General features: G+C 32.1%; 17 protein-coding genes. 8 read left to right on the top strand and 9 right to left on the bottom strand.

What is annotated here, in order from left to right:
- The first annotated feature begins 38 nt into the window (after positions 1–38).
- A complete protein-coding gene (locus tag KLA_RS10235; RefSeq protein WP_034645611.1) occupies positions 39–1,607 on the top strand; it encodes a SulP family inorganic anion transporter in 1,569 nt (522 codons plus the stop codon).
- A gap of 1 nt (position 1,608) precedes the next feature.
- Here the strand turns inward: KLA_RS10235 and KLA_RS10230 are convergent, their stop codons facing one another.
- On the bottom strand, positions 1,609–2,670 hold the full coding sequence (locus tag KLA_RS10230; RefSeq protein WP_034645608.1) for an aldose epimerase family protein: 1,062 nt from the start codon (positions 2,668–2,670) through the stop codon (positions 1,609–1,611).
- Positions 2,671–2,690: 20 nt separating this feature from the next.
- Positions 2,691–3,455 carry an exodeoxyribonuclease III gene (locus KLA_RS10225; RefSeq protein ID WP_013620675.1) on the bottom strand — a complete coding sequence of 255 codons (765 nt, stop codon included), beginning with the start codon at positions 3,453–3,455 and terminating at the stop codon, positions 2,691–2,693.
- Positions 3,456–3,580: 125 nt separating this feature from the next.
- Between KLA_RS10225 and KLA_RS10220 the strand changes: the two genes are divergently transcribed.
- Positions 3,581–4,099, top strand: coding sequence for a hypothetical protein (locus KLA_RS10220; protein ID WP_013620674.1), 519 nt, complete (start codon positions 3,581–3,583; stop codon positions 4,097–4,099).
- 75 nt (positions 4,100–4,174) lie between these two features.
- Here KLA_RS10220 and KLA_RS10215 read toward each other — a convergent pair whose 3' ends face one another.
- Together KLA_RS10215 and KLA_RS10210 are read right to left on the bottom strand one after the other, a co-directional pair.
- Positions 4,175–5,716 carry a glycine--tRNA ligase gene (locus KLA_RS10215; RefSeq protein ID WP_034645605.1) on the bottom strand — a complete coding sequence of 514 codons (1,542 nt, stop codon included), beginning with the start codon at positions 5,714–5,716 and terminating at the stop codon, positions 4,175–4,177.
- A 36-nt stretch (positions 5,717–5,752) separates the two neighbouring features.
- On the bottom strand, positions 5,753–6,649 hold the full coding sequence (locus KLA_RS10210; protein WP_013620672.1) for a hypothetical protein: 897 nt from the start codon (positions 6,647–6,649) through the stop codon (positions 5,753–5,755).
- 85 nt (positions 6,650–6,734) lie between these two features.
- Between KLA_RS10210 and KLA_RS10205 the strand changes: the two genes are divergently transcribed.
- Entirely contained in the window at positions 6,735–7,379 is a 645-nt protein-coding gene (locus KLA_RS10205) for a ComF family protein (protein ID WP_013620671.1), read from the top strand.
- Positions 7,380–7,426: 47 nt separating this feature from the next.
- Positions 7,427–9,037 carry an Ig-like domain-containing protein gene (locus tag KLA_RS10200; RefSeq protein ID WP_034645601.1) on the top strand — a complete coding sequence of 537 codons (1,611 nt, stop codon included), beginning with the start codon at positions 7,427–7,429 and terminating at the stop codon, positions 9,035–9,037.
- Here KLA_RS10200 and KLA_RS10195 read toward each other — a convergent pair.
- A complete protein-coding gene (locus KLA_RS10195) occupies positions 9,027–9,803 on the bottom strand; it encodes a nitrilase family protein (RefSeq protein ID WP_013620669.1) in 777 nt (258 codons plus the stop codon). The two genes, KLA_RS10200 and KLA_RS10195, sit on opposite strands and share 11 nt — an antisense overlap.
- Positions 9,804–9,945: 142 nt before the next feature.
- On the opposite strand from KLA_RS10195, the gene KLA_RS10190 reads away from it, so the two are divergent.
- The 3 genes from KLA_RS10190 to KLA_RS10180 all read left to right on the top strand — a co-directional run bounded on the left by KLA_RS10190 (position 9,946) and on the right by KLA_RS10180 (position 13,354).
- Complete coding sequence (locus KLA_RS10190; protein WP_013620668.1) at positions 9,946–10,551, top strand: DinB family protein; 606 nt, start codon at positions 9,946–9,948, stop codon at positions 10,549–10,551.
- Between the two features lie 194 nt (positions 10,552–10,745).
- Complete coding sequence (locus KLA_RS17605) at positions 10,746–12,944, top strand: PAS domain-containing sensor histidine kinase (protein ID WP_013620667.1); 2,199 nt, start codon at positions 10,746–10,748, stop codon at positions 12,942–12,944.
- A gap of 5 nt (positions 12,945–12,949) precedes the next feature.
- Positions 12,950–13,354: a response regulator gene (locus KLA_RS10180; RefSeq protein ID WP_013620666.1), complete on the top strand. Its 405-nt coding sequence runs from the start codon at positions 12,950–12,952 to the stop codon at positions 13,352–13,354.
- Here the strand turns inward: KLA_RS10180 and KLA_RS10175 are convergent.
- Entirely contained in the window at positions 13,351–14,703 is a 1,353-nt protein-coding gene (locus KLA_RS10175; RefSeq protein WP_034645598.1) for a DUF5689 domain-containing protein, read from the bottom strand. The two genes, KLA_RS10180 and KLA_RS10175, sit on opposite strands and share 4 nt — an antisense overlap.
- 1 nt (position 14,704) lies before the next feature.
- Positions 14,705–17,437, bottom strand: a complete 2,733-nt coding sequence (locus KLA_RS10170; protein WP_034645596.1) for a TonB-dependent receptor — start codon at positions 17,435–17,437, stop codon at positions 14,705–14,707.
- A 65-nt stretch (positions 17,438–17,502) separates the two neighbouring features.
- Between KLA_RS10170 and KLA_RS10165 the strand changes: the two genes are divergently transcribed.
- A complete protein-coding gene (locus KLA_RS10165; protein WP_034645592.1) occupies positions 17,503–18,564 on the top strand; it encodes an endonuclease/exonuclease/phosphatase family protein in 1,062 nt (353 codons plus the stop codon).
- A gap of 78 nt (positions 18,565–18,642) precedes the next feature.
- Here KLA_RS10165 and KLA_RS10160 read toward each other — a convergent pair whose 3' ends face one another.
- Both KLA_RS10160 and KLA_RS10155 read right to left on the bottom strand, forming a co-directional pair.
- Positions 18,643–19,080: a hypothetical protein gene (locus KLA_RS10160; RefSeq protein ID WP_013620662.1), complete on the bottom strand. Its 438-nt coding sequence runs from the start codon at positions 19,078–19,080 to the stop codon at positions 18,643–18,645.
- 48 nt (positions 19,081–19,128) lie between these two features.
- Positions 19,129–20,505 carry an endonuclease gene (locus KLA_RS10155; protein WP_235183533.1) on the bottom strand — a complete coding sequence of 459 codons (1,377 nt, stop codon included), beginning with the start codon at positions 20,503–20,505 and terminating at the stop codon, positions 19,129–19,131.
- Between the last annotated feature and the right edge of the window lie 85 nt (positions 20,506–20,590).

Below are 20,590 nucleotides of genomic sequence, written 5' to 3'. Positions count from 1 at the left end.
ATAAAGACTATTTTTGCGCCCTTAATTTATAGGCTAAAATGAAAAAGTATTTAAATTTATTTGATTTCCAGCAGAAGGTAGATTATAAAAATGAAATTTTAGCAGGATTAACGGTGGCAATGACAATGATTCCAGAGTCATTAATGTTTGCTATTCTTGCCGGTTTTTCGCCTTTAGTAGGTTTGTACGGTGCTTTTATTATGGGATTAGTAACAGCAATATTTGGCGGTAGACCAGGATTAATTTCTGGTGGAGCTGGTGCAACCGTAGTAGTCCTTATGGCGTTAATGAACTCTCACGGTTTAGAATATGTTTTTGCAGCAGTTGCTTTGGCAGGTGTTATTCAAATGATAATAGGTCTTTTAAAACTAGGTAAGTTTATACGCTTGGTTCCACAGCCGGTAATGTTTGGGTTTGTTAATGGTTTAGCTATAATTATTTTTATGGCTCAAATGGACCAATTTAAGGCAGGTGTGGGAGATGCAGCAGTTTGGCTAACAGGTGAGACATTGTATACTATGCTAGGTTTGGTATTGTTTACAATAGCAATAATTGTTTTTGTTCCTAAGGTTACTAAGGCAGTGCCAGCTTCATTAATAGGAATTATTGTTGTGTTTTTAGTAGTGTATTTTTTTAATATAGAAACCAAACAAGTAGTAGATATTATAAATCAAGATACATTACCAGGAGAGCCACTAAAATCGCTAAGTGGTACATTACCTTCTTTTCACATTCCTACTATTCCGTTTACATTAGAAGCCTTTAAAATTATTTTACCTTACGGATTAATAATGGCAGCTGTAGGTTTAACTGAAGGTTTGCTTACGTTAAACTTGGTAGATGAAATTACAGGAACAAAAGGAAATAGTAATAGAGAGTGTGTAGCTCAAGGTGGGGCAAACATATTAAACGGTTTCTTTGGCGGAATGGGTGGTTGCCCTATGATTGCACAAACTTTAGTAAACTTATCTGCAGGTTCAAGAGCAAGATTATCTGGTATAATTGCTGCGTTAACTATATTGATTATTATATTGTTTGGAGCGCCGGTAATAGAGCTTGTGCCTATAGCTGCATTAGTTGGTGTTATGGTAATGGTTTCTGTAGGTACTTTTGAGTGGGCTAGCTTTAAGGCTTTACGAAGAATGCCTAAACCAGATATTTTTGTAATGATATTGGTTACCTTAATCACTGTATTTTTACATAATTTGGCTTTAGCTGTATTAATAGGAGTAATAATTTCTGCATTGGTATTTGCTTGGGAAAGTGCTAAGAGAATTAGAGCTAGAAAGTATGTAGATGAAGACGGAGTTAAGCACTATGAGATATACGGGCCTTTATTTTTTGGATCTACCACATTATTTAATGAAAAATTTGACGTACAAGGTGATCCAGATAAAGTAATTATAGACTTTAAAGAAAGTAGGGTTACCGATATGAGTGGTATTGAAGCTTTAAATAAGATAACAGAACGTTATGCTAAAGTGGGTAAAAAGGTTCACTTAAGGCATTTAAGTAAAGATTGTATACGTTTGTTGTGTAATGCAGATGATATTATTGATGTAAATGTAATGGAAGACCCAACGTACAAAGTAGTTGCTAATAAGTAAACTATTTTGCTACACTAAATTTATATAAAGTTACGCTGTGGTATTCTTCTTTAGGACGCAATACCACAGTAGGAAACTGAGGCTTGTTAGGACTATCTGGATAATGCTGTGTTTCTAAACAAAAAGCAGCTCTAGGATGGTATTTTTTACCCGATTTACCTACTAGCTTATCACTTATAAAATTACCCGTATACAATTGCACTCCTGGCTCTGTAGTGTATACATCCATAGTAATACCTGTACTTGGCTCAGTTGCTGTAGCAGCTAAATTTAAAGTTGTGTTTTGGTCTATAACATAGTTATGGTCATAGCCATTACCAATAATTAACTGCTCATAATCTGCATTAATATCTTTGCCAATTGTTTTTTCTTTTCTAAAATCCAAAGGTGTATCATTTACAGCTGTTAGTTCTCCTGTAGGTATGCAAGTTGTGTCTACACTTGTAAAAGAAGACGCATTAATTTGTAGTTTATGATCTAAAATGTCGCCATTACCTTCTCCTTTTAAATTAAAATAAGAGTGGTTTGTTAGGTTTACAACCGTTATTTTATCGGTAATTGCCCAATATTTAATTTTTATGGCATTTTTATCTGTTAGGTGGTATTGTACTTTAACCGCTAAGTTACCAGGGTAACCTTCTTCCATATCTGCAGAAACGTAGGTTAATTCTAGCGTATCTCCGGTAGGTTGCTTAGCATCCCAAACAACAGCATCAAAACCTGTTGTGCCACCGTGTAAGTGGTTTTCACCATTGTTAACAGCTAAATTGTATGTTTTGTTGTCTAGTGTAAATTTACCCTTTGCAATTCTGTTGGCATATCTACCCACAATACTGCCAAAATAGGCATTAGGATTGGTTTGGTATTCGTGTAAAGATTTATATCCTAAAACAACATCTTTAAAATCATTGTTTTTGTCTTTTACCCATAATGATGCTAAAGTGCCGCCATAGTTTGTTATTTGTGCAATAGAGCCTTGCGCATTTTTTAAAGTGTATAGCGCTACTCTTTTACCGTTTATTAAGGCTTCAAAATCTTTTGGGTTTAGTAGTTGTGGTGCCATTTAAAAGTTGGTTTAGGTGTTTAGTTTTTTAGTTCTACTAAAATTGGACAGTGGTCACTGTGCTTAGCTTCTTTTAAAATAACAGCTCTTTTTAAGCGGTTTTCTAAGGTTTTGCTAACCATACCGTAATCCAATCGCCAACCTTTATTATTGTTTCTTGCGTTAGCTCTGTAGCTCCACCAAGAGTAGTTGTGTGGCTCTTTATTAAAGTGTCTAAAACTATCTATAAATCCGCTTTCCATAAAATTTCCAATCCACTCGCGTTCTACAGGTAAAAATCCAGATACGTTTTTATTGCGTACAGGATCATGAATATCTATAGCTTCATGACATATATTATAGTCGCCTACTACAATAATATTAGGTTTGTCTTTTTTTAATTCATTAATATATTTCTGAAAGTCATCCATATATTTTAGTTTAAAATCTAGTCTAGCCAAATTTGTACCAGATGGTAGATACATACTCATAATAGAAATATCTCCAAAATCTGCTCTAATATTTCTGCCTTCAAAATCCATATAATCTATACCTGTACCGTAGGTAACATTATCTGGTTCTGTTTTAGATAAAATAGCAACACCACTGTAGCCTTTTTTTTGTGCGCTATACCAATAGTTATAGCTGTAACCAGCCTCTTCAAACAAAGATAAATCTAACTGTTCTTTAAGTGCTTTTATTTCCTGAAGGCATATAACATCTGGGTCTGTAGCGGTAAGCCAATCTATAAAACCTTTATTAATTGCTGCGCGAATACCGTTAACGTTATAGGATACTATTTTCATTATATGTAATTAAAAGGTTAAAAATAGAAAAAACAAAGGGTTCTATGAAAAATGAATGACAGAGATTCTTACAAAAAGTTCTATTTTTGCCAATTGAAAAATGAGATATAGAAAACACTAACATTATGAAAAAAGGATTATTAGTAGTAGTATTTTTATTGGGAGCCAAAATGGCATTTGCTCAAGCTTACTCTAATTTTGATAAAAACCAAGAAATTAAATTTAACATTGGTATGTTTTTAGCAACAACTTCTGTAGAATTTGGATACGAGTATTTTTTAGGTGATGATACTAGTGTTGGTGCAATTCTTCATTTTGATGGTGACGGTGAAGATTACAATGGTAGCTTTGGTTTTGGACCAAACTTTAGAGCTTACTTTGGAGATTTACCTAGAAGTGGCGCTTTTGCAGAAGCTTTTGGTTTGTATTTAAAGGGAGAAAAAAAATACAATGATATGGGCTCTAGAATTGTTGGAGAATACAGTGGTGTAGCTCTTGGTTTAGGTGGTGGTTACAAGTGGGTAACACGTAGCGAACGTTTTACATTAGAGCTAAATGGTGGTTTTGGTAGAAATATAAATCCTAAAGAATTTCAGGACGATTTTATTTTTAGAGCAGGTTTATCTGTAGGGTTTAGATTTTAAAAAAATAAAGTCATAAAAAAAGAGCTCACTACTGGCAAATGCTTTAGTGAGCTCTTTTTGTATAGGTACTTAAAATTATATTTTTTTAAGCCATTCTTTCATAGATACTTCTGCGTTAATAATAGATTTTAAATCTGCTATAGCTACACGTTTTTGCTCCATAGTATCTCTGTGACGTATAGTTACTGTTTTGTCTTCTAAAGTTTGGTGATCTACTGTAATACAAAACGGAGTACCGTTGGCATCTTGTCTTCTGTAACGACGACCAACAGCATCTTTTTCATCATATATTACTTTAAAATCCCACTTTAAATCCTCTATAATTTCTTTAGCAACATCTGGTAAGCCATCTTTTTTAACAAGAGGTAAAATAGCAGCTTTTGTTGGTGCTAATACAGCAGGTAGCTTAAGAACGGTTCTTGTAGATCCGTTTTCTAATTCTTCTTCTATAAGAGAATTAGAGAAAACAGCTAAAAACATACGGTCTAAACCTATAGATGTTTCTACCACGTAAGGTACATAGCTCTCGTTAATTTCATGGTCAAAATATTGTAATTTTTTACCAGAGTGCTTTTCGTGGCTACTTAAATCAAAATCTGTTCTAGAGTGTATACCTTCAAGCTCTTTAAAGCCAAACGGGAATTTAAATTCTATATCTGCGGCAGCATCTGCGTAGTGTGCTAATTTATCATGGTCATGAAAACGGTAATTGTCTTCTCCCATACCTAAAGATAAATGCCATTTAATACGGTTTTGTTTCCAAGCCTCGTACCATTCTTTTTGTGTGCCAGGACGCACAAAAAACTGCATTTCCATTTGTTCAAATTCTCTTTGGCGAAAAATAAATTGTCTTGCAACAATCTCGTTTCTAAAAGCTTTTCCTATTTGGGCAATACCAAAAGGAATTTTCATACGTCCAGTTTTCTGTACGTTTAAAAAGTTTACAAATATACCTTGTGCTGTTTCTGGTCTTAAGTAAAGATCCATAGCACTGTCTGCAGAAGCTCCTAGCTTGGTGCCAAACATTAAGTTAAATTGCTTAACATCTGTCCAGTTTTTAGATCCAGATACTGGGCAAACAATATCTAATTCTTCAATTAAACTCTTTACGTCTGCTAAATCTTCATTTTCTAAAGACTTACCCATTCTAGATAAAATAGTATCAATTTTTTCTTGATAACCTAAAACGCGTGGGTTGGTAGTAACAAATTCTTGTTTATTAAAAGCTTCACCAAAACGTTTAGCAGCTTTGGTAACTTCTTTATTTATTTTGTTTTCTAATTTGGCACAGTAGTCTTCAATTAAAACATCTGCTCTGTACCTTTTTTTAGAATCTTTATTATCTATTAATGGGTCGTTAAAGGCATCTACGTGTCCAGATGCTTTCCAAACCGTTGGGTGCATAAAAATGGCAGAGTCTATACCAACAATGTTATCGTGCAATTGCACCATTGCTTTCCACCAATATTGCTTAATATTGTTTTTTAATTCTGCTCCGTTTTGTGCGTAGTCATATACAGCACTTAAACCGTCGTATATTTCACTAGATTGAAAAACGTAACCGTATTCCTTAGCGTGAGATATAACCTTTTTAAATTTGTCTTCTTGATTTGCCATATGGCAAAAATAGAACTTTAGTGTTAATAGATTGAATTATTTTAATTCAAATTCTATAGAAGAAAGTAATTTTTCTTCTTCAAAAACATTTAAAGTATACATACCCGGCTTTAGAGCGCCTGTAGGAAACTTAATGTGCTCACAAATTTCTTCATTAACACCTGTGTAAATAATATCTACAGCTTTGCTATACTCATTACCTTTTACATTAATAATATTAGCATTGTTAGCTATTACTTTTTTGTTAGGGTCTAAAAATTGTAAGTACAACCTTTTTTCTATGTTAATGTCATTTGGGTTGCCACTAATGGTAGTGCAAGCTCTTAATTTAGAAATTAGACTTGCTTTATTGGTATTAATATCTCTACCATTACGCACTCTAAAAGCTAGAGCCTCAGAGCTTCTAATTTTTAAATATGTTTTATTTTTTAATTCTTTATTTAATTTGCTGTTGGCATCTTTTAAGTCTTCTTCATTCTGCGCAGCAGCAAGTGCTTGAGCCTTGTATTGTTCTGCTCGTTTTTTAGCATTTTGTACGGTTTCGCTTAAAACAACATTGCTATATTTTAAGGCATTGTATTTCATGTTAAGACTGTCGTACTTAAGTTGCCACCTGCGTAAATCTCTTTTGTTTTGATCGTATTTTTTACTATCAAAATTTAACTGCCCAATAGAGTCTAATAATCTAGATACATCATTGTTTGCTACATCTAAATCTATTTTATTTACTTCTATTTCTGATGATAAACTTTCTATGTTAGCTTGCATATTGGCAAGCTTATCGGTAAGCATTTTCTTTTCTCGTTCCAGGTAACTTATATTACTGTTGGACTGTGCGTTGCTGTAATAAAAAGCAATTAATATACCCAGTATTACGGCCGCAAGCGCAGCTATAATTACTTTGTATTTTAAATTGTTATCTTGTGAGTCCATCAAAAGTTGGAGGTAATTTTAAGTAGGGTTAAATTTGGGACATTATAAGTTGTCAAATATACTAAATCATATCAATAAAATACTAATGCCCTTAGGGTGTTTTGGATGTAATACACCTTTGCGTAAAGGTGAACGATTAATTTGTACCGTTTGTCGAAATGAATTACCACTTACCGAGTACAATTTTACCGATGAAAACCCAATTGACCGTGTTTTTTATGGCAGAATTAATGTTAAAAAGGTTAATTCTTTCTTATTTTTCACAAAAAATGGGGTGGTAAAAAACATAATTCATCATTTAAAATATAAAAATCAGCAACAACTAGGGACCTTTTTTGGGCGCTGGTATGCGCAGTCAATTAAAGAACGTTTAGATATAGATATTGTTGTGCCCGTACCTCTACATAAGAAAAAATTAACAAAAAGAGGGTACAACCAAGTTAGCTTATTTGGGCAAGAATTGGCATTGCATTTTAATGCTAGTTACCAAGAAAATGTTTTATTTAAAACTGCTAATACTAGAACGTTAACTAAAAAAAATAGGTTTTCTAGATGGAAAGTAAATCAGGATTTATACAAGTTAACTAATGAAGAAAATGTGGCTGGTAAAACCATTTTATTGGTTGATGATGTAATAACAACCGGAGCTACAATTGAGGCTTGTGCTACTGCATTACATAAAGCAAAAAATGTAACAATTTATGTAGCAACAATTGCCGTAGTGCCATAGTTTTATGTTTGTGTAAATTGTTGTTACTTTGCGTTAATATTTAGGTTATGGCAAGACGTATTTTTAGCTTACTTTTTTTAGTGTTGGTTGTGTTTGCATTGGTGCATTGTGCAAGAAGAGGAACACCGTCTGGCGGACCAAAAGATATTACGCCTGCAGAGCTTATAAAGGCTACACCTGCTAATAAAAGCATAAATTTTAAATCTAAAACTATTAGGTTGGAGTTTGATGAGTATATAAAATTAAAAGATATACAAAAGCAACTTATTGTATCTCCTCCTTTAAAATATCAGCCAGATATTACGCCACAGGGTTCTGCTAGCAAGTATATAGAAATTACTATAAAAGACACTTTAAAACCAAATACAACTTACACATTTAATTTTGGACAAAGTATTGAGGATAATAACGAAGGAAACCCAAGTAGTTTTTTAAGTTATGTTTTTTCTACAGGAGATTATATAGATTCTTTAAGTATTTCTGGTGTTGTAAATGATGCTTTTAAACAAAAGGTAGACGAGTATGTAAGTGTTATGCTGTACAAGGTAGACAGTACGTATACAGATTCTACTATTTATAAAGAGCCACCTTATTACATAACTAATACATTAGATAGTACTAATATTTTTTCATTAAAAAACCTTAAAGAAGGTGAGTATGCTTTATTTGCATTAAAGGATGAAGGCAATAACAATACATTTGATCAGGGTATAGATAAAATAGGTTTTTTAGATCACTATATAACAATACCAACAGATTCTATTTATGTGTTAGATTTGTTTAAAGAGGTGTCAGATTTTTCTATGTCTGTACCAAGTTATGCATCAAAAAATAAAATAATATTTGGGTACAATGGTGATGGTAGTGATATTGAAATTATTCAGAAAAGTTACTTGCCAGATAGTGTAAAAACTAAAGTAACTAAAGAATTAGAAAAAGATACTCTAAATTATTGGATTACTCCTTTTGAGGCAGACTCTTTAATTTTTAATGTAGTTAGTAATCGCCAAAAAACATTAGATACATTTATTGTTAAAACAAGAAAACTTCCTGCAGACTCATTAAAATTTACAGCTGTTTCTAATAAAAGAATTAGTTTAGAAAACCAATTTTGGGTTGCAGCCAATACACCAATTAAGTCTATAGACACATCAAAAATAAAAATAGTAGATAAAGATACATTACCTGTTTTTGTGCCAATTAGTTTAGATACTATAAAAAATAGGTTAGATTTTGATATGGTTGTGCCATTAGAAAACGAGTACAGTATTACAGTATTACCAGAGGCAATTACAGACTTTTTTAATGCTGTAAATGATACCATACAATACCGAGTTTCTTTTGTAGATCCCACAGAAAATAGCTTATTAACTGTAAACTTGGCTGGTGAGGTAACTTACCCAGTAATTGTACAATTAATAGATGGCTCTGGTAAGCTTGTAAGAGAGCAATTTGCTACAGAGCCAAAACCTTTTGTGTATAAAAATGTTAAGCCAGGAGAATACCAGGTTAGAGTAGTAGAAGATACCAACGGAAACCAAAAGTGGGATACAGGTAATTATTTACAAAAAACATTTCCAGAAAGAGTTAGTTATTCACCTGCATTAAACTTAAGAGCTAACTGGGAAGAAACACTTACGTTTCAAATTACAAGGTAAAAGTATCTCTGTCATCTAAAAACTTTAATTTGTTACGCATATCAATTATGTGTTGTTTGTTAATTGTAGTGTGTAGAATTTCATCATCATTAGAAAAACAAATTTGGTTGCCAAGTACGTCGTAAGCAGCAGAATGTCCAGTGTACTCATATCCAGAGTTGTCTGTACCTACTCTGTTTACACCAATGCAATAGCTCATATTTTCTATAGCTCTAGCTTTAAGCAATGTGTCCCAAGCTGTAACACGCTGTTTTGGCCAATTTGCAACATAAAGTAATATGTCATAATCTTCTGTGTTACGTGCCCATACAGGAAACCTTAAGTCGTAGCAAATTAAGGGGCAAATTTTAAATCCTTTATAATCTACAATTAGCTTTTTGGTACCTGCTTTATACACCTTGTCTTCACCAGCCAGTGTAAAAGTGTGTTTTTTATTGTAGGTTTCATAAGTTCCGTTAGGGTAAACAAAAAATAATCTGTTGTAAAACGTGTTGTTTTCATAAAATAGAATACTACCTGTAATTGCTATTTGTTTGCTTTTTGCAATAGTTTGCATCCAGTTTCTTGTTTTTTCTCCCTCACTTTTAGCAATTTTAGATGGGTTCATTGTAAAACCAGTGGTAAACATTTCGGGTAAAATAACTAGATCTGTTGCAGTGGTTATTGCATTTATTTTGTTTGATAACACATTTCTGTTTTCTTCTGGGTTTTCCCAAACAATAGGTGTTTGTACTAGTGTAATATGTAAAGAGTTGTAAGAGCTCATTATATTATTTTTTTAAACTGATGATGTACTAGCATAAAAGTACTACTTTTAATACAGAAAGTGCATTGGTTTTTGTGCCTATACAGGTAATTTAATCAGACCAAAAACAACAAACAATGCAGAACTTAAAACAATCAAAAAAATGAAGAAATTAGTTTACGGATTATTGGCATTACTATTATTAGGTTTTGTTCCATCAAAACAAGGGTTAAATAATGCAGATAAAGAGTTAGTAGTAACAGAAATGACTAGGACAAGTAAAAAGTTGTTAAAAACTATTAAAGGATTAAGTAGTGAGCAGTTAAACTTTAAAGCAAGTCCAGAGTCTTGGTCTGTAGCAGAGTGCGTAGAGCATATAGCAATATCAGAGAGCTCTATTTTTAGTGTGGTAGAAAAGGCAGTGCAAGTGCCAGCAGACGCATCTAAAAGAAAAGAAGTTAAATTTACTGATGATGAGGTGATTGGTGTAATGTTAAATAGAAAAAATAAAGCTAAAGCGCCATCTGCAATTGAGCCTAGCGGTAAGTTTGGCAGCCATAAAGAAACTATTAAAGCTTTTGTTGCAAAAAGAAAACAAAATATTAAATATGCTAAAAAAACAAAAGATAACTTAAGAAATCATTACGGAGAAATGTCTTTTGGTACATTAGATGGTGTACAATTAATGGTATTTATTTCTGCTCATTCTGAGAGACATACACTACAGATAAAAGAAATAATGAATAATGAAAATTTCCCTAAAAATTAGTGAATAGTTATAATGTTTTACTGTAAAAGGCTGTGTTTTTAACAAAAGCACAGCCTTTTTTTCTTTTAATTGATTGATATTTACGGTATTTGCAATATTTTTTATCATTTTTGCACTAAAAAATATTTTTTAAATAAAGTTATTTCTTACTTGGTTAGAAATATGCTATATTTAAATTAAAGAGAGGCTAAGCTTTGCAGAAAACACATACAAATATATTTATTGATGACGCACCTATAGAGATAGGTGTTCTAGATGTTAATATGCATTTTGTAAAATGCTCTAAATTTTGGTTGCGTAAAATAGGAAAGACAGAAAAAGAAATTATTGGTAAGTCTTATTATGAAGTTTTTCCTGACACAACAGATGATATAAAAAAAATACACGAGTATTGTTTAAAAGGCAGCTATATTAGTTTTGAAGGAGAAAAGGTTGTAGATAAAACCGGAAAAGTACAATGGTTTAATTACAAAATTAACTCTTGGGAAAATGAGAAAGACAAAGTAGGAGGGCTAATTATAGTAAGAGAAGATATTTCTCATAAGCGAAACGAAGATGAATACCGTTTAAAAGCACAAGAAGTAGCAAACGTAGGTGGTTGGGAGGTAAACCTAATAAGTAATGAGGTGTACTGGACCAGCATTACAAAAAAAATACACGGTTTAGATGATGATTATGTGCCTAATTTAGAAACCGGAATTAACTTTTATAAAGAAGGATACCATAGAGAAAAAATAGTTTCTTTAATAAGCGAGGCTATTAGTAACGGAACTCCTTGGGATGAAGAGTTGATAATAATTACGGTTAACGGAGAAGAAAAATGGGTTAGGGCTATTGGTAGAGCAGAGTATATAAATGGCAAAGCTGTAAAATTAACCGGATCTTTTCAAGATATAGATGAAAGAAAGAGAGCAGAATTAGTGCACTCTGAAGTTCAAAAAAGATTAAATATTGCCACTAAAACAGCAAATATTGGTGTTTGGGACTATGATTTAGCTAAGCAAGAACTTAGTTGCGATAATGAAACTTTAATTTTATACGGAGCGGAAACATCTACACAAAAAAATTTACACAAGGCCTGGAAAAGTATACTTGTAGAAGAAGATAGAGATAGGGTAATAAATGAAATGCATTATGCCATACAGAATAAAGATGAGTTTAATACCGAGTTTAGAATAAAACAGAGAAACGGGAGTATAAAGTACATAAAATCTATTGGGCAATTACACAAAGACCAAAATACTGGTGCTGTAAAAATGATAGGGGCTAATTGGGATATTACAGAATACAGACATGCAGTTTTAAAATTAGACAAAAGAAAAGAGTCTTTTGCGGGGGTTTTTAACAACTCTTCTGTAGGTATGGCTTTAATTGGCTTAGATGGTAAATGGCTAAAAATAAATAAAAGTCTTTGTAATAGTTTGGGGTATACTAAAGCAGAGTTAATGAATTTAACTTTTCAAGATGTAACCCATCCAGATGATTATTTAAAAGATCTTAATTTTTTAGATCAATTAATTGCAGGGGAAATTGATAATTACCAAATAGAAAAAAGATATTTTCATAAAAAAGGACATACCGTTTATGTAATTTTATCGGTAACAAAGGTAACAAAAATAGATGGAAGCTTATCTCACTTTATATCACAGGTGGTAGATATTACATCTCGTAAGGAAGCAGAAAACAAAGTAAAATCAGTATTAAAAATTACTGCAGACCAAAACGAGAGTTTAACTAACTTTGCACATATAGTATCTCATAATTTAAGGTCTCATTCTACAAACCTATCAATGCTTACGGGATTTTTAATTAATGAGACAGACCCAGAAGAAAGGGCTAATTTAATTAATATGTTAAATGAGTCTTCTGATAGTTTAGATGAGACTATTACGCATTTAAACGAGGTGGTTAGTGTTAAATTAAATGTGCTTGGTAAGTTAGAGGGTGTAAGTATTTTAGAAACTTTTGATTCTGTTAGGAAAAGTATAATAGCCCACCTAAAAGAAAATGATGTTATCTTAAACATACAAATACCTAAAGAGTTTGTAGTTAGTGCTGTGCCTGCATACTTAGAGAGTATTTTATTAAATTTACTTACAAATAGTATTAAATATAGTTCCCCAAAACGCAGATTGGTAATAGATGTAAAAACCAAAAGGGAAAGAGATAAAGTTGTACTTACTTTCTCTGATAATGGTTTAGGCATTGATATGAAAAGGCATAGGCACAAAATTTTTGGAATGTATAAAACATTTCATAAGCATAAAAACTCCAAAGGTATTGGGCTTTTTATTACCAAGAGTCAAATAGAGGCTATGAACGGAAAGATAGAAGTTGAAAGCTCTGTAGACATAGGTACAACATTTACACTATATTTTAATTGTTTTAAATAATTTGTATGAATAAAATTTTTAGCGCTTGCATAATAGATGATGATCCAATCTTTGTTTATGGCACTAAACGTATAATGAAAGAAGTAGGTTTTTCTGAGGAAATTGAAGTTTTTGAAAACGGTTTGGATGCTATTGAAGAATTAACTCAAAAATCTATAGTTGAAAAAAAATTACCAAGATTAATATTTTTAGATCTTAATATGCCAATAATGAATGGCTGGGAGTTTTTAGATGATTTTGTAAAAATACCAGAGGCTATTAGAAAAGATGTTGTTATTTACATAGTTAGTTCATCTATAGACCCAAGAGATATAGAGAGGGTTAAGACCTATGATATTGTTACAGATTATATTTTAAAGCCAGTTACGCCAAAAGATTTAAAAAATATGTTAGATGATTTGAGTGCCTAACGCACTTTAGGAGAAAAATCATCTGGTGCATTTTGCGGTGTATTTGTAGTGTTACTGCTACCGGTGTCATTAAAAATTAACCACTGGTTAAACATATATGTGCTAGAGCCCATACTTATAGTTTCTTTACGTTGGGCTTTGCCATCTTCAAACTCATGATTGGTATTAGTACCATCTTCGCCAATAACACCAAAAATATCTATAGTAGTGCCAAATGGATCTTTTAGCACTAAGTTATCATCACCATTAGAGTCTGCAACACTATTTTTTCCTATGCTTATGTCTGGTTCAAAGCCATAAACAGTAATAAATTCATCCTTATTAGGAGAAATTACAAGCGTGCTTTTTGCATTAATACTATAGCCAGTTAGGTCTAAGCTAGAGCTAATATCTGTACTTGCGTTGGTGTACCTATTAATTTTCCAATTGTTTAAGTCTAAAGATTCGTTGCTAGAGTTGTATAACTCTATAAACCTTGCGCCAGTGTTATTGTTAGGGTCTGCTATTTCTGAGAAAAAAATAGCAGTAGAGGTAAATTCGGTTACAATAGGAGGACATCTGTTGTTGTTAAAGCTTAAATCTGCAATTGTTCTAATTTTTAGTTTTAATTCGTTTTTATCTTCAATTAAAACAGCTGTAATATTTCCGTTTTTATTAGGCAGTACATTAGTTGCAAAATCTGCATAACCACTGTTAACAAGCTTTATTTGGTTTCCTAGGCAATCTTTAAGTACTCGTTCTGTTTCTTCTTTTTCGTTTGCAAACGTTTTACTTAGTTCTTCCTCAATAAACTCCAAGTTATCTAGTTCTACCACAGTATTAATCATACTAAAAGATAAATCTTCTATAGTGGTTTTTGTAGCTTTAGCAGTTTGGTTGGTGCATATTGCATACATATGTTCTTGCACTTGTAAACTTGGTAGCCGGCCAACAGACTGGTTCCCAAAAGAAGTAAAAACACCACCAATTACAAAAGCATTATTTTTTTTAGCTATGTATAGCCCTTTTAGTTTTATAGCTACTTTTTCTCCTAGTTTATATTGTAAATAATAATCTCTTAAATCTACTAGGAAAGAAATACCGGTTGTAGGTTCTATTGCTTTGTCTTGAATATGTATTGTTCCAAAAAAATTATTTTCTATGTCTGATGATACAATGTAGCCTTCTATAATTATGTCTTCTTGCACTTGTGTAATATCTCCCTCAGTAATAGTGTTTAAGTTAATTAAGCTTAAGTTGTATACCAGCTCTGAACATTTGGTTTTTGAAATGTCAAAATCCTTGTCCTTAACACAGCTTATTATTAAAAAAAATGAGATACTTATTGTTAGGTGTTTTTTTAAAATCATATTAAAAGCTAATTGCTAAATTTAAAAAGTATGTACGCCCATAGCCATACCAGTATTTAGTGCCAAATGATGGGGAGGTGCTTAAATTGTCTTGTTTCATTTGCCCATAGTTTCCGTTTCTACTCTGTTCGTAACCACCAGTTTTAAAAACGGTATCAAAAACATTATTAACACTAGCAAATACACTAACATATTTGCCATTTATAATCCAAGATTTTCCGCCAACAATGTTTAGTAAGTAAAAATCTTTCATTTTATTTTGAGCAAGTAATTTGTTTACGTTCTCTGGGGTAGCGTCTGTAAAGGGTTCATTGGTGTCTGGGTTTAAGTAAAAACTACGGGTTCTGGTAATGGTAGATATATTAGCGTAGTTATTACCTAAAAAGTTAGCAGAGCCACTAATCCACCAGTATTTAGGGTCTCTATACTCTAAGCCTATTGCAATTGCTTTTTGTGGCCCTTGAGCAAGCTTGTAATTTTTAATGTTGCTTTCTCCTAAGTTGCTATACCCTTCTAAGTTTATTGCATTTTCATCATTGTTAGTGGTGTCAAAATTTATAGCAACATTAGGGTTGTTATTGTAGGTGTAGTCTGCTATTGCTGCTACGCCTGTAACTTTAACGGCAGAAGATAACTCATATTCCAAGCCAATCTCAATACCCTTGTGTTTTTTGTCTATTCCTGTAACTACCTCCTGTACAAAGTCAGACCCAATTCCAGATTCTACAAAAAAGAAATTAACATCAGTTTCGTCATTAAACAGAGAGTAAAATGCAGAAACACGACCAGTTAGTTTTGGCAAGCGTATAAAGTAATTTACATCTCCTGTTCTAATTGTTTGGTTTTTAATATTGTTAACAACTGCATTGTTTTCTCTTGGGTTAATAAAGGTATTTTGTATTGTTGGAGGTTTTTTTATGAGTGCAAATTTGCCATTAACCCAATGTCTCCCGTTTATTTTATAGGTAAAAGATCCTTTAAAATTTAGTGCATTAAAATTTACTTTATTGCTTTTTCCTATTGATGTTTCAGGGTAGCGTTCATTTTTAAATAAACCATTTCTTTGGTAACTAATTGTATTTGTGTTTATAGCTAATGATGCATACCACTTTTTATACGTAGCTTTTATTTGTGCAAATGCATTTAAATTACTTGCGGTTAAGTTGTAGTTATAGCTAAAAATTTGATTGTTTGTTTTGTTGTTATTTCCATTAACATCATTGCTAGTATTAGAGAATGTGTCAATATCCAAATGGTATTCTGCTCCTAATAAATCATCAATAATAGCATAATTTTTAGCGCTGAGGTTTTTGTATAATATGCCAGAATCTATAGTGAAATGCTTGTTAAGTGTAATATTTGCCGTAGAGTTAAAAGTTATAGTTTTATCATCTACAACATCATTATATAAAACATAAGATGCCTTAGCATCTTCATAAGTGTTATTTGCGTTATAAATATTACCCCAGTTTATTTGAGAGTTTTTAATAAACGATTGTCTTGCTGTTTCTGCACTTTCAAAATTAGCGCCAATTGGACTATTTATATAAAAACTAGGAAGATAACGGTAGTATGTAGCATCTGGGTTTGGAGCATTGTAGTAGCCTAGCCTACTTTTTTTATGTGGGCCAAATTTGTAACTAACCCCTGTATTTATAGTGGTGTTTGTAGTTGTGTAAATATGATTAAACATTAAAATAGGTTGTGTAATTTTACGTTCTCTAGAATTTCTAATTTTGTTGTTTTGTAGTCCCCAATACGGATTATATTTTCTTCCTTTTAGTAAAAAGACTTCTTCTGTTACTGCAGAAGACCGGCCTCTACGGTTAGTTGCAGCTATTGCTGTTGCTAATAATGTGTTTTTTGAATTTAACTTGTATTCTAAGGCGCCAAATACTGAATAAGCATCATATAATGTTCCATTTAAATATCCCTGTTTTGCCCATCTTCTAGAGGCAGATATGCTGTAGGTTATCCCTTTTTTGTTTGTTGATGATGTGTGGGTAGTCATTACGCGTCCTGTATAAGTTCTGTTTGCTGCAGAAAATGAAACTCTTGTTCCAGGTCTCATTTTAGACGGTTGTGTATTAATATTTGTTGTTCCTAAAATACCGCCAAAACTATACTTTGCAGGTTGTAGTCCATAAGTAAATTCTTGGTTTCTTGTGACATCATTTAATCCTCCCCAGTTATTCCATTGAGGTCTTCCATCGCTAATATTATTCATAGCAATACCATTTATTAATACTTTGCTATATTTAGAATCGTATCCTCTAACTCTAAAAAAAGCCTGTCCAAAATCAAAGGCAGCTCTTGATAAAAACACGTCTCTGGTTGCTTGTAATAAGCCCGATGTAATTGTACTGGTTTCTTCTTCAGATAGAGCCGCATCTGTTAAGGTTATTAAGTTGTCTACTTTCTCAACGGTAATATCTTTCTGTAAATAAATAGTACCCAAATCTATATTGTCGTTTGTAATTGTTATTGGTAGCTTTACTATGCTGTAATCTTTAACCGTAATTTTTATTATGTAGTTGCCTTTGTTAACAGATATTTTAAAAGCATTATTTATAATACTTGTGGTAGAGTTTGTATTTTGTATGTCTACAGTACCAGCTAATTGTAATGATTTTTTTTGTGGGTCTTCTACTGTTGCTTTAATGGTATATTTACCTTGAGCAGCTACTATATTTACTGCAAATAATAAAGATAAAATATTGATAAACAATCGCATAACTCTGTGAAAATAGAGTTTTTTAAGGAAATTTCTTTATTTTTATATGAAAAATTGTTAATCAAATGAATATCACTAGTAAATGTATAGGTTTTTTCTTGATAATTTATTTATGTACTAAAGTAACTTTAATAGCTCAGTCTAAGCAACGTTATCAAATTAGAACTATTGCTTTTTACAATTTGGAAAATTTATTTGACACAATTAACAATCCTAATACTTTTGATGATGATCGTACACCATTAGGAAAAGATAAGTGGACTAGCGATAAGTATATGGCAAAACTTAAAAATATGTCTACTACATTGGCTAAAATTGGTAGTAGTGTTACTAATTCTTCACCAGATATAATTGGTGTTTGTGAGGTGGAAAATGATACAGTTTTAACAGATTTAATTCAGCAACCAGCATTAATAAATAAGGGGTATGGGGTTATACATTATAACTCTCCTGATGAAAGAGGTATAGACGTTGCCTTATTATATAAAAAACAAGCATTTATACCAACATCTTTTAAAAGTCATAGACTACTTTTATTTAAAGATAGTAATTATAGAGATTACACTAGAGACCAATTAATTGTTGGTGGATTATTAGATAATGAGGAGATTTATTTTATTGTAAATCACTGGCCATCTAGAAGTGGAGGTGAGGCGCGGAGCAGACCCAATAGAATAGCAGCTGCTATTCTTAATAAAAGAATTATAGACTCTGTTAAGCGGGTGAATATAAATGCTAAAATTATTAGTATGGGTGACTTTAATGATGACCCAACTAACAAGAGTTTTAAAAAGGTACTACAAACTGAAGGTAGATTAAAAAAGGTTTCAGATAGTATATTGTTTAATCCTATGGATGAACTATATAGAAAAGGCGAGGGCTCTTTAGCCTATAGGGATAAGTGGAATGTTTTTGATCAAATATTTTTTACAGGAAATTTGGTAAATAAACAAAAGGATAGCTACTCTTTCTGGAAAGCGTGTATATATAATGCCCCATATTTAATAACTAGTAAGGGTAGGTACAAAGGTTACCCTAAAAGAACATATTCTGGAGGTAGTTATACTGGAGCTTACAGTGATCATTTTCCGGTGTACATTTATTTAATTAGAAAAGAGGATAATTAATTTGTCTGCTTTTAGGTATAAAAAAACCAAGTGAATTGTATCACTTGGTTTTTTAGTATTTTGTTTTTTGTATCTATTTTAGAACCATTGTCCCCAAGGAATTCTACTTAAAAGGCATAGTAATCCTAAGCCATAAAAAATGGCTATTAGTTTAAATTTTTTAGCACTCTCCATTACTTTTTTATGTTTAGACCAGCCAATTGTAATAAACACTATTGCAATTATGTTTATAAATGGATGCTCTACGGCTAATAAACGAGCCGCAGAACTTAATCCGCCCATTCCGTTAGTTGTAATTGCTTCTAGTCCGTTAGGAGAAACAAAAAATAGAATTAGGCCAATAAGTAACTGTAAATGCGATAATATTAGTGCAAATAATGACACTCTAAAGTCTTTACTTAAGTTAAAATCTCTTTTAGATGTTAACCCAGAAATAGCATTTATAACAGCTAAAATTAAGATAGCTAAAACTATAAAAGCAAAGTAAGAATGTAAGTTTAAAATTGTAGTATACATAGTAAATTGTTTAACTATAAAAGTAATAAAAAATAAGGTTTTTTGGGCTTATTCCCATTTATTTTCTGCTTCGTTACCACCCCAAACTATTGTTGCTAAATAAGGGTTGTCTATAAATGGATTTCTGTTGCCCTGTGCTTCTTCAATTACGTTGTTACGTTGTATTTCAAAACTAGATACGGGGTCAGCTGCATTCCATTCTAAAAATAAGTCCATTGTTCCTACTTGCGTAATATCTTCATTGTATCTAATATTTAGGTAAAGTACCATACGTGCAACATCTCCTCTCCAGTCGTCTCCAGGATACCATTTGTTGCTATCTATTAATTTGTACTCGCCAGATCCATTTGTATACGCAAAATTACTTCTGTCTTCATTTACTATAGCATCACAAGAACGTAAATGGTGTAAATCTGAAACGGCGATATTAGAACCTAATTTAGACTGTGGGAAAATATGTTCTGTATTAAATGTTTGTGGTGAATGACTATTAGAGCCAGACTGATATTCTCTGTGGTCTCTACTTTCACCAGAATACATTAAAATTACGTTGTCTGCTATAGTTTCATCTTCGTCTGCATTATACAAATAATTGTGTCTTTGCCCGTAAGATAAAATAGTTGTGTGTTTGTTAGTTGTGTGCTCTTTTAAAGCGTTTAAAGTAACTTCTGCATTGTTAGAAAAAGCAACGTTAGAATAATATTCTTGTAATTCTACTGGTATATTAAAACTTAATTTTTCGGCAATTGTAATGGTAATTGTTGCTGTTGAGCAAGTAGCATCAGGCTTATCATTATCACAAATGGTATATGTAAAAGAATCATTACCAGTAAAGTTGCTTTGTGGTGTATAAACAATTTCTCCGTTGCTGTTAAGCTCTACAGTTCCACTAGATCCACTACCATCTACAGATGTTAATATGGCATCATCAATAATAGTGTCATTATCTAAAGCAGTTGTAATTGTGGTAGCTGTATTTTCTACAGTTGCGTAGGCATCATCTATAGCTACAGGGTCTCCTTCATCTACAATAGAAACGGTTACTGTAGCTGTAGAACAGTTGGGAGTTTCTTCAGTATCACATATTGTGTATGTAAATGTATCTACGCCTATAAAATCTGCTTTAGGGGTATAAGTGTAAGTGCCATCTCTATTTTCAATAATTGTGGCACCACCGGTGCTGGTAGCGTCAAAGGAAGTTATTGTGGCTCCAATTCTAGAGTCATTTTCTAAAAGTGAACTTATAATTAACTCTTCATTTTCTATACCTGTTACTTCATCATCTACTGCAATTGGTTTGTTTACAGGAGTTGGTTCTGGGTCTGGTTGTTCTGTGCCTCCATCAGAGCTACTGCATCCTAATATAATTGCAGATAAAAGTATAGTGTAAGTGTATTTTTTTATGTTTAAAATAGATTTCGTCATCATCTTGTCTTTACTAAAAATTGATACTTTAAAAGTATGCAGCTAATTTAAGCCTTTGTTTTTTTGCGTTAAACTTTTTCTATAA

It is taken from the genome of Cellulophaga geojensis KL-A, from assembly GCF_000568425.1.
GTDB lineage: Bacteria > Bacteroidota > Bacteroidia > Flavobacteriales > Flavobacteriaceae > Cellulophaga > Cellulophaga lytica.
This window is presented reverse-complemented; position numbering and strand designations above follow the sequence as displayed.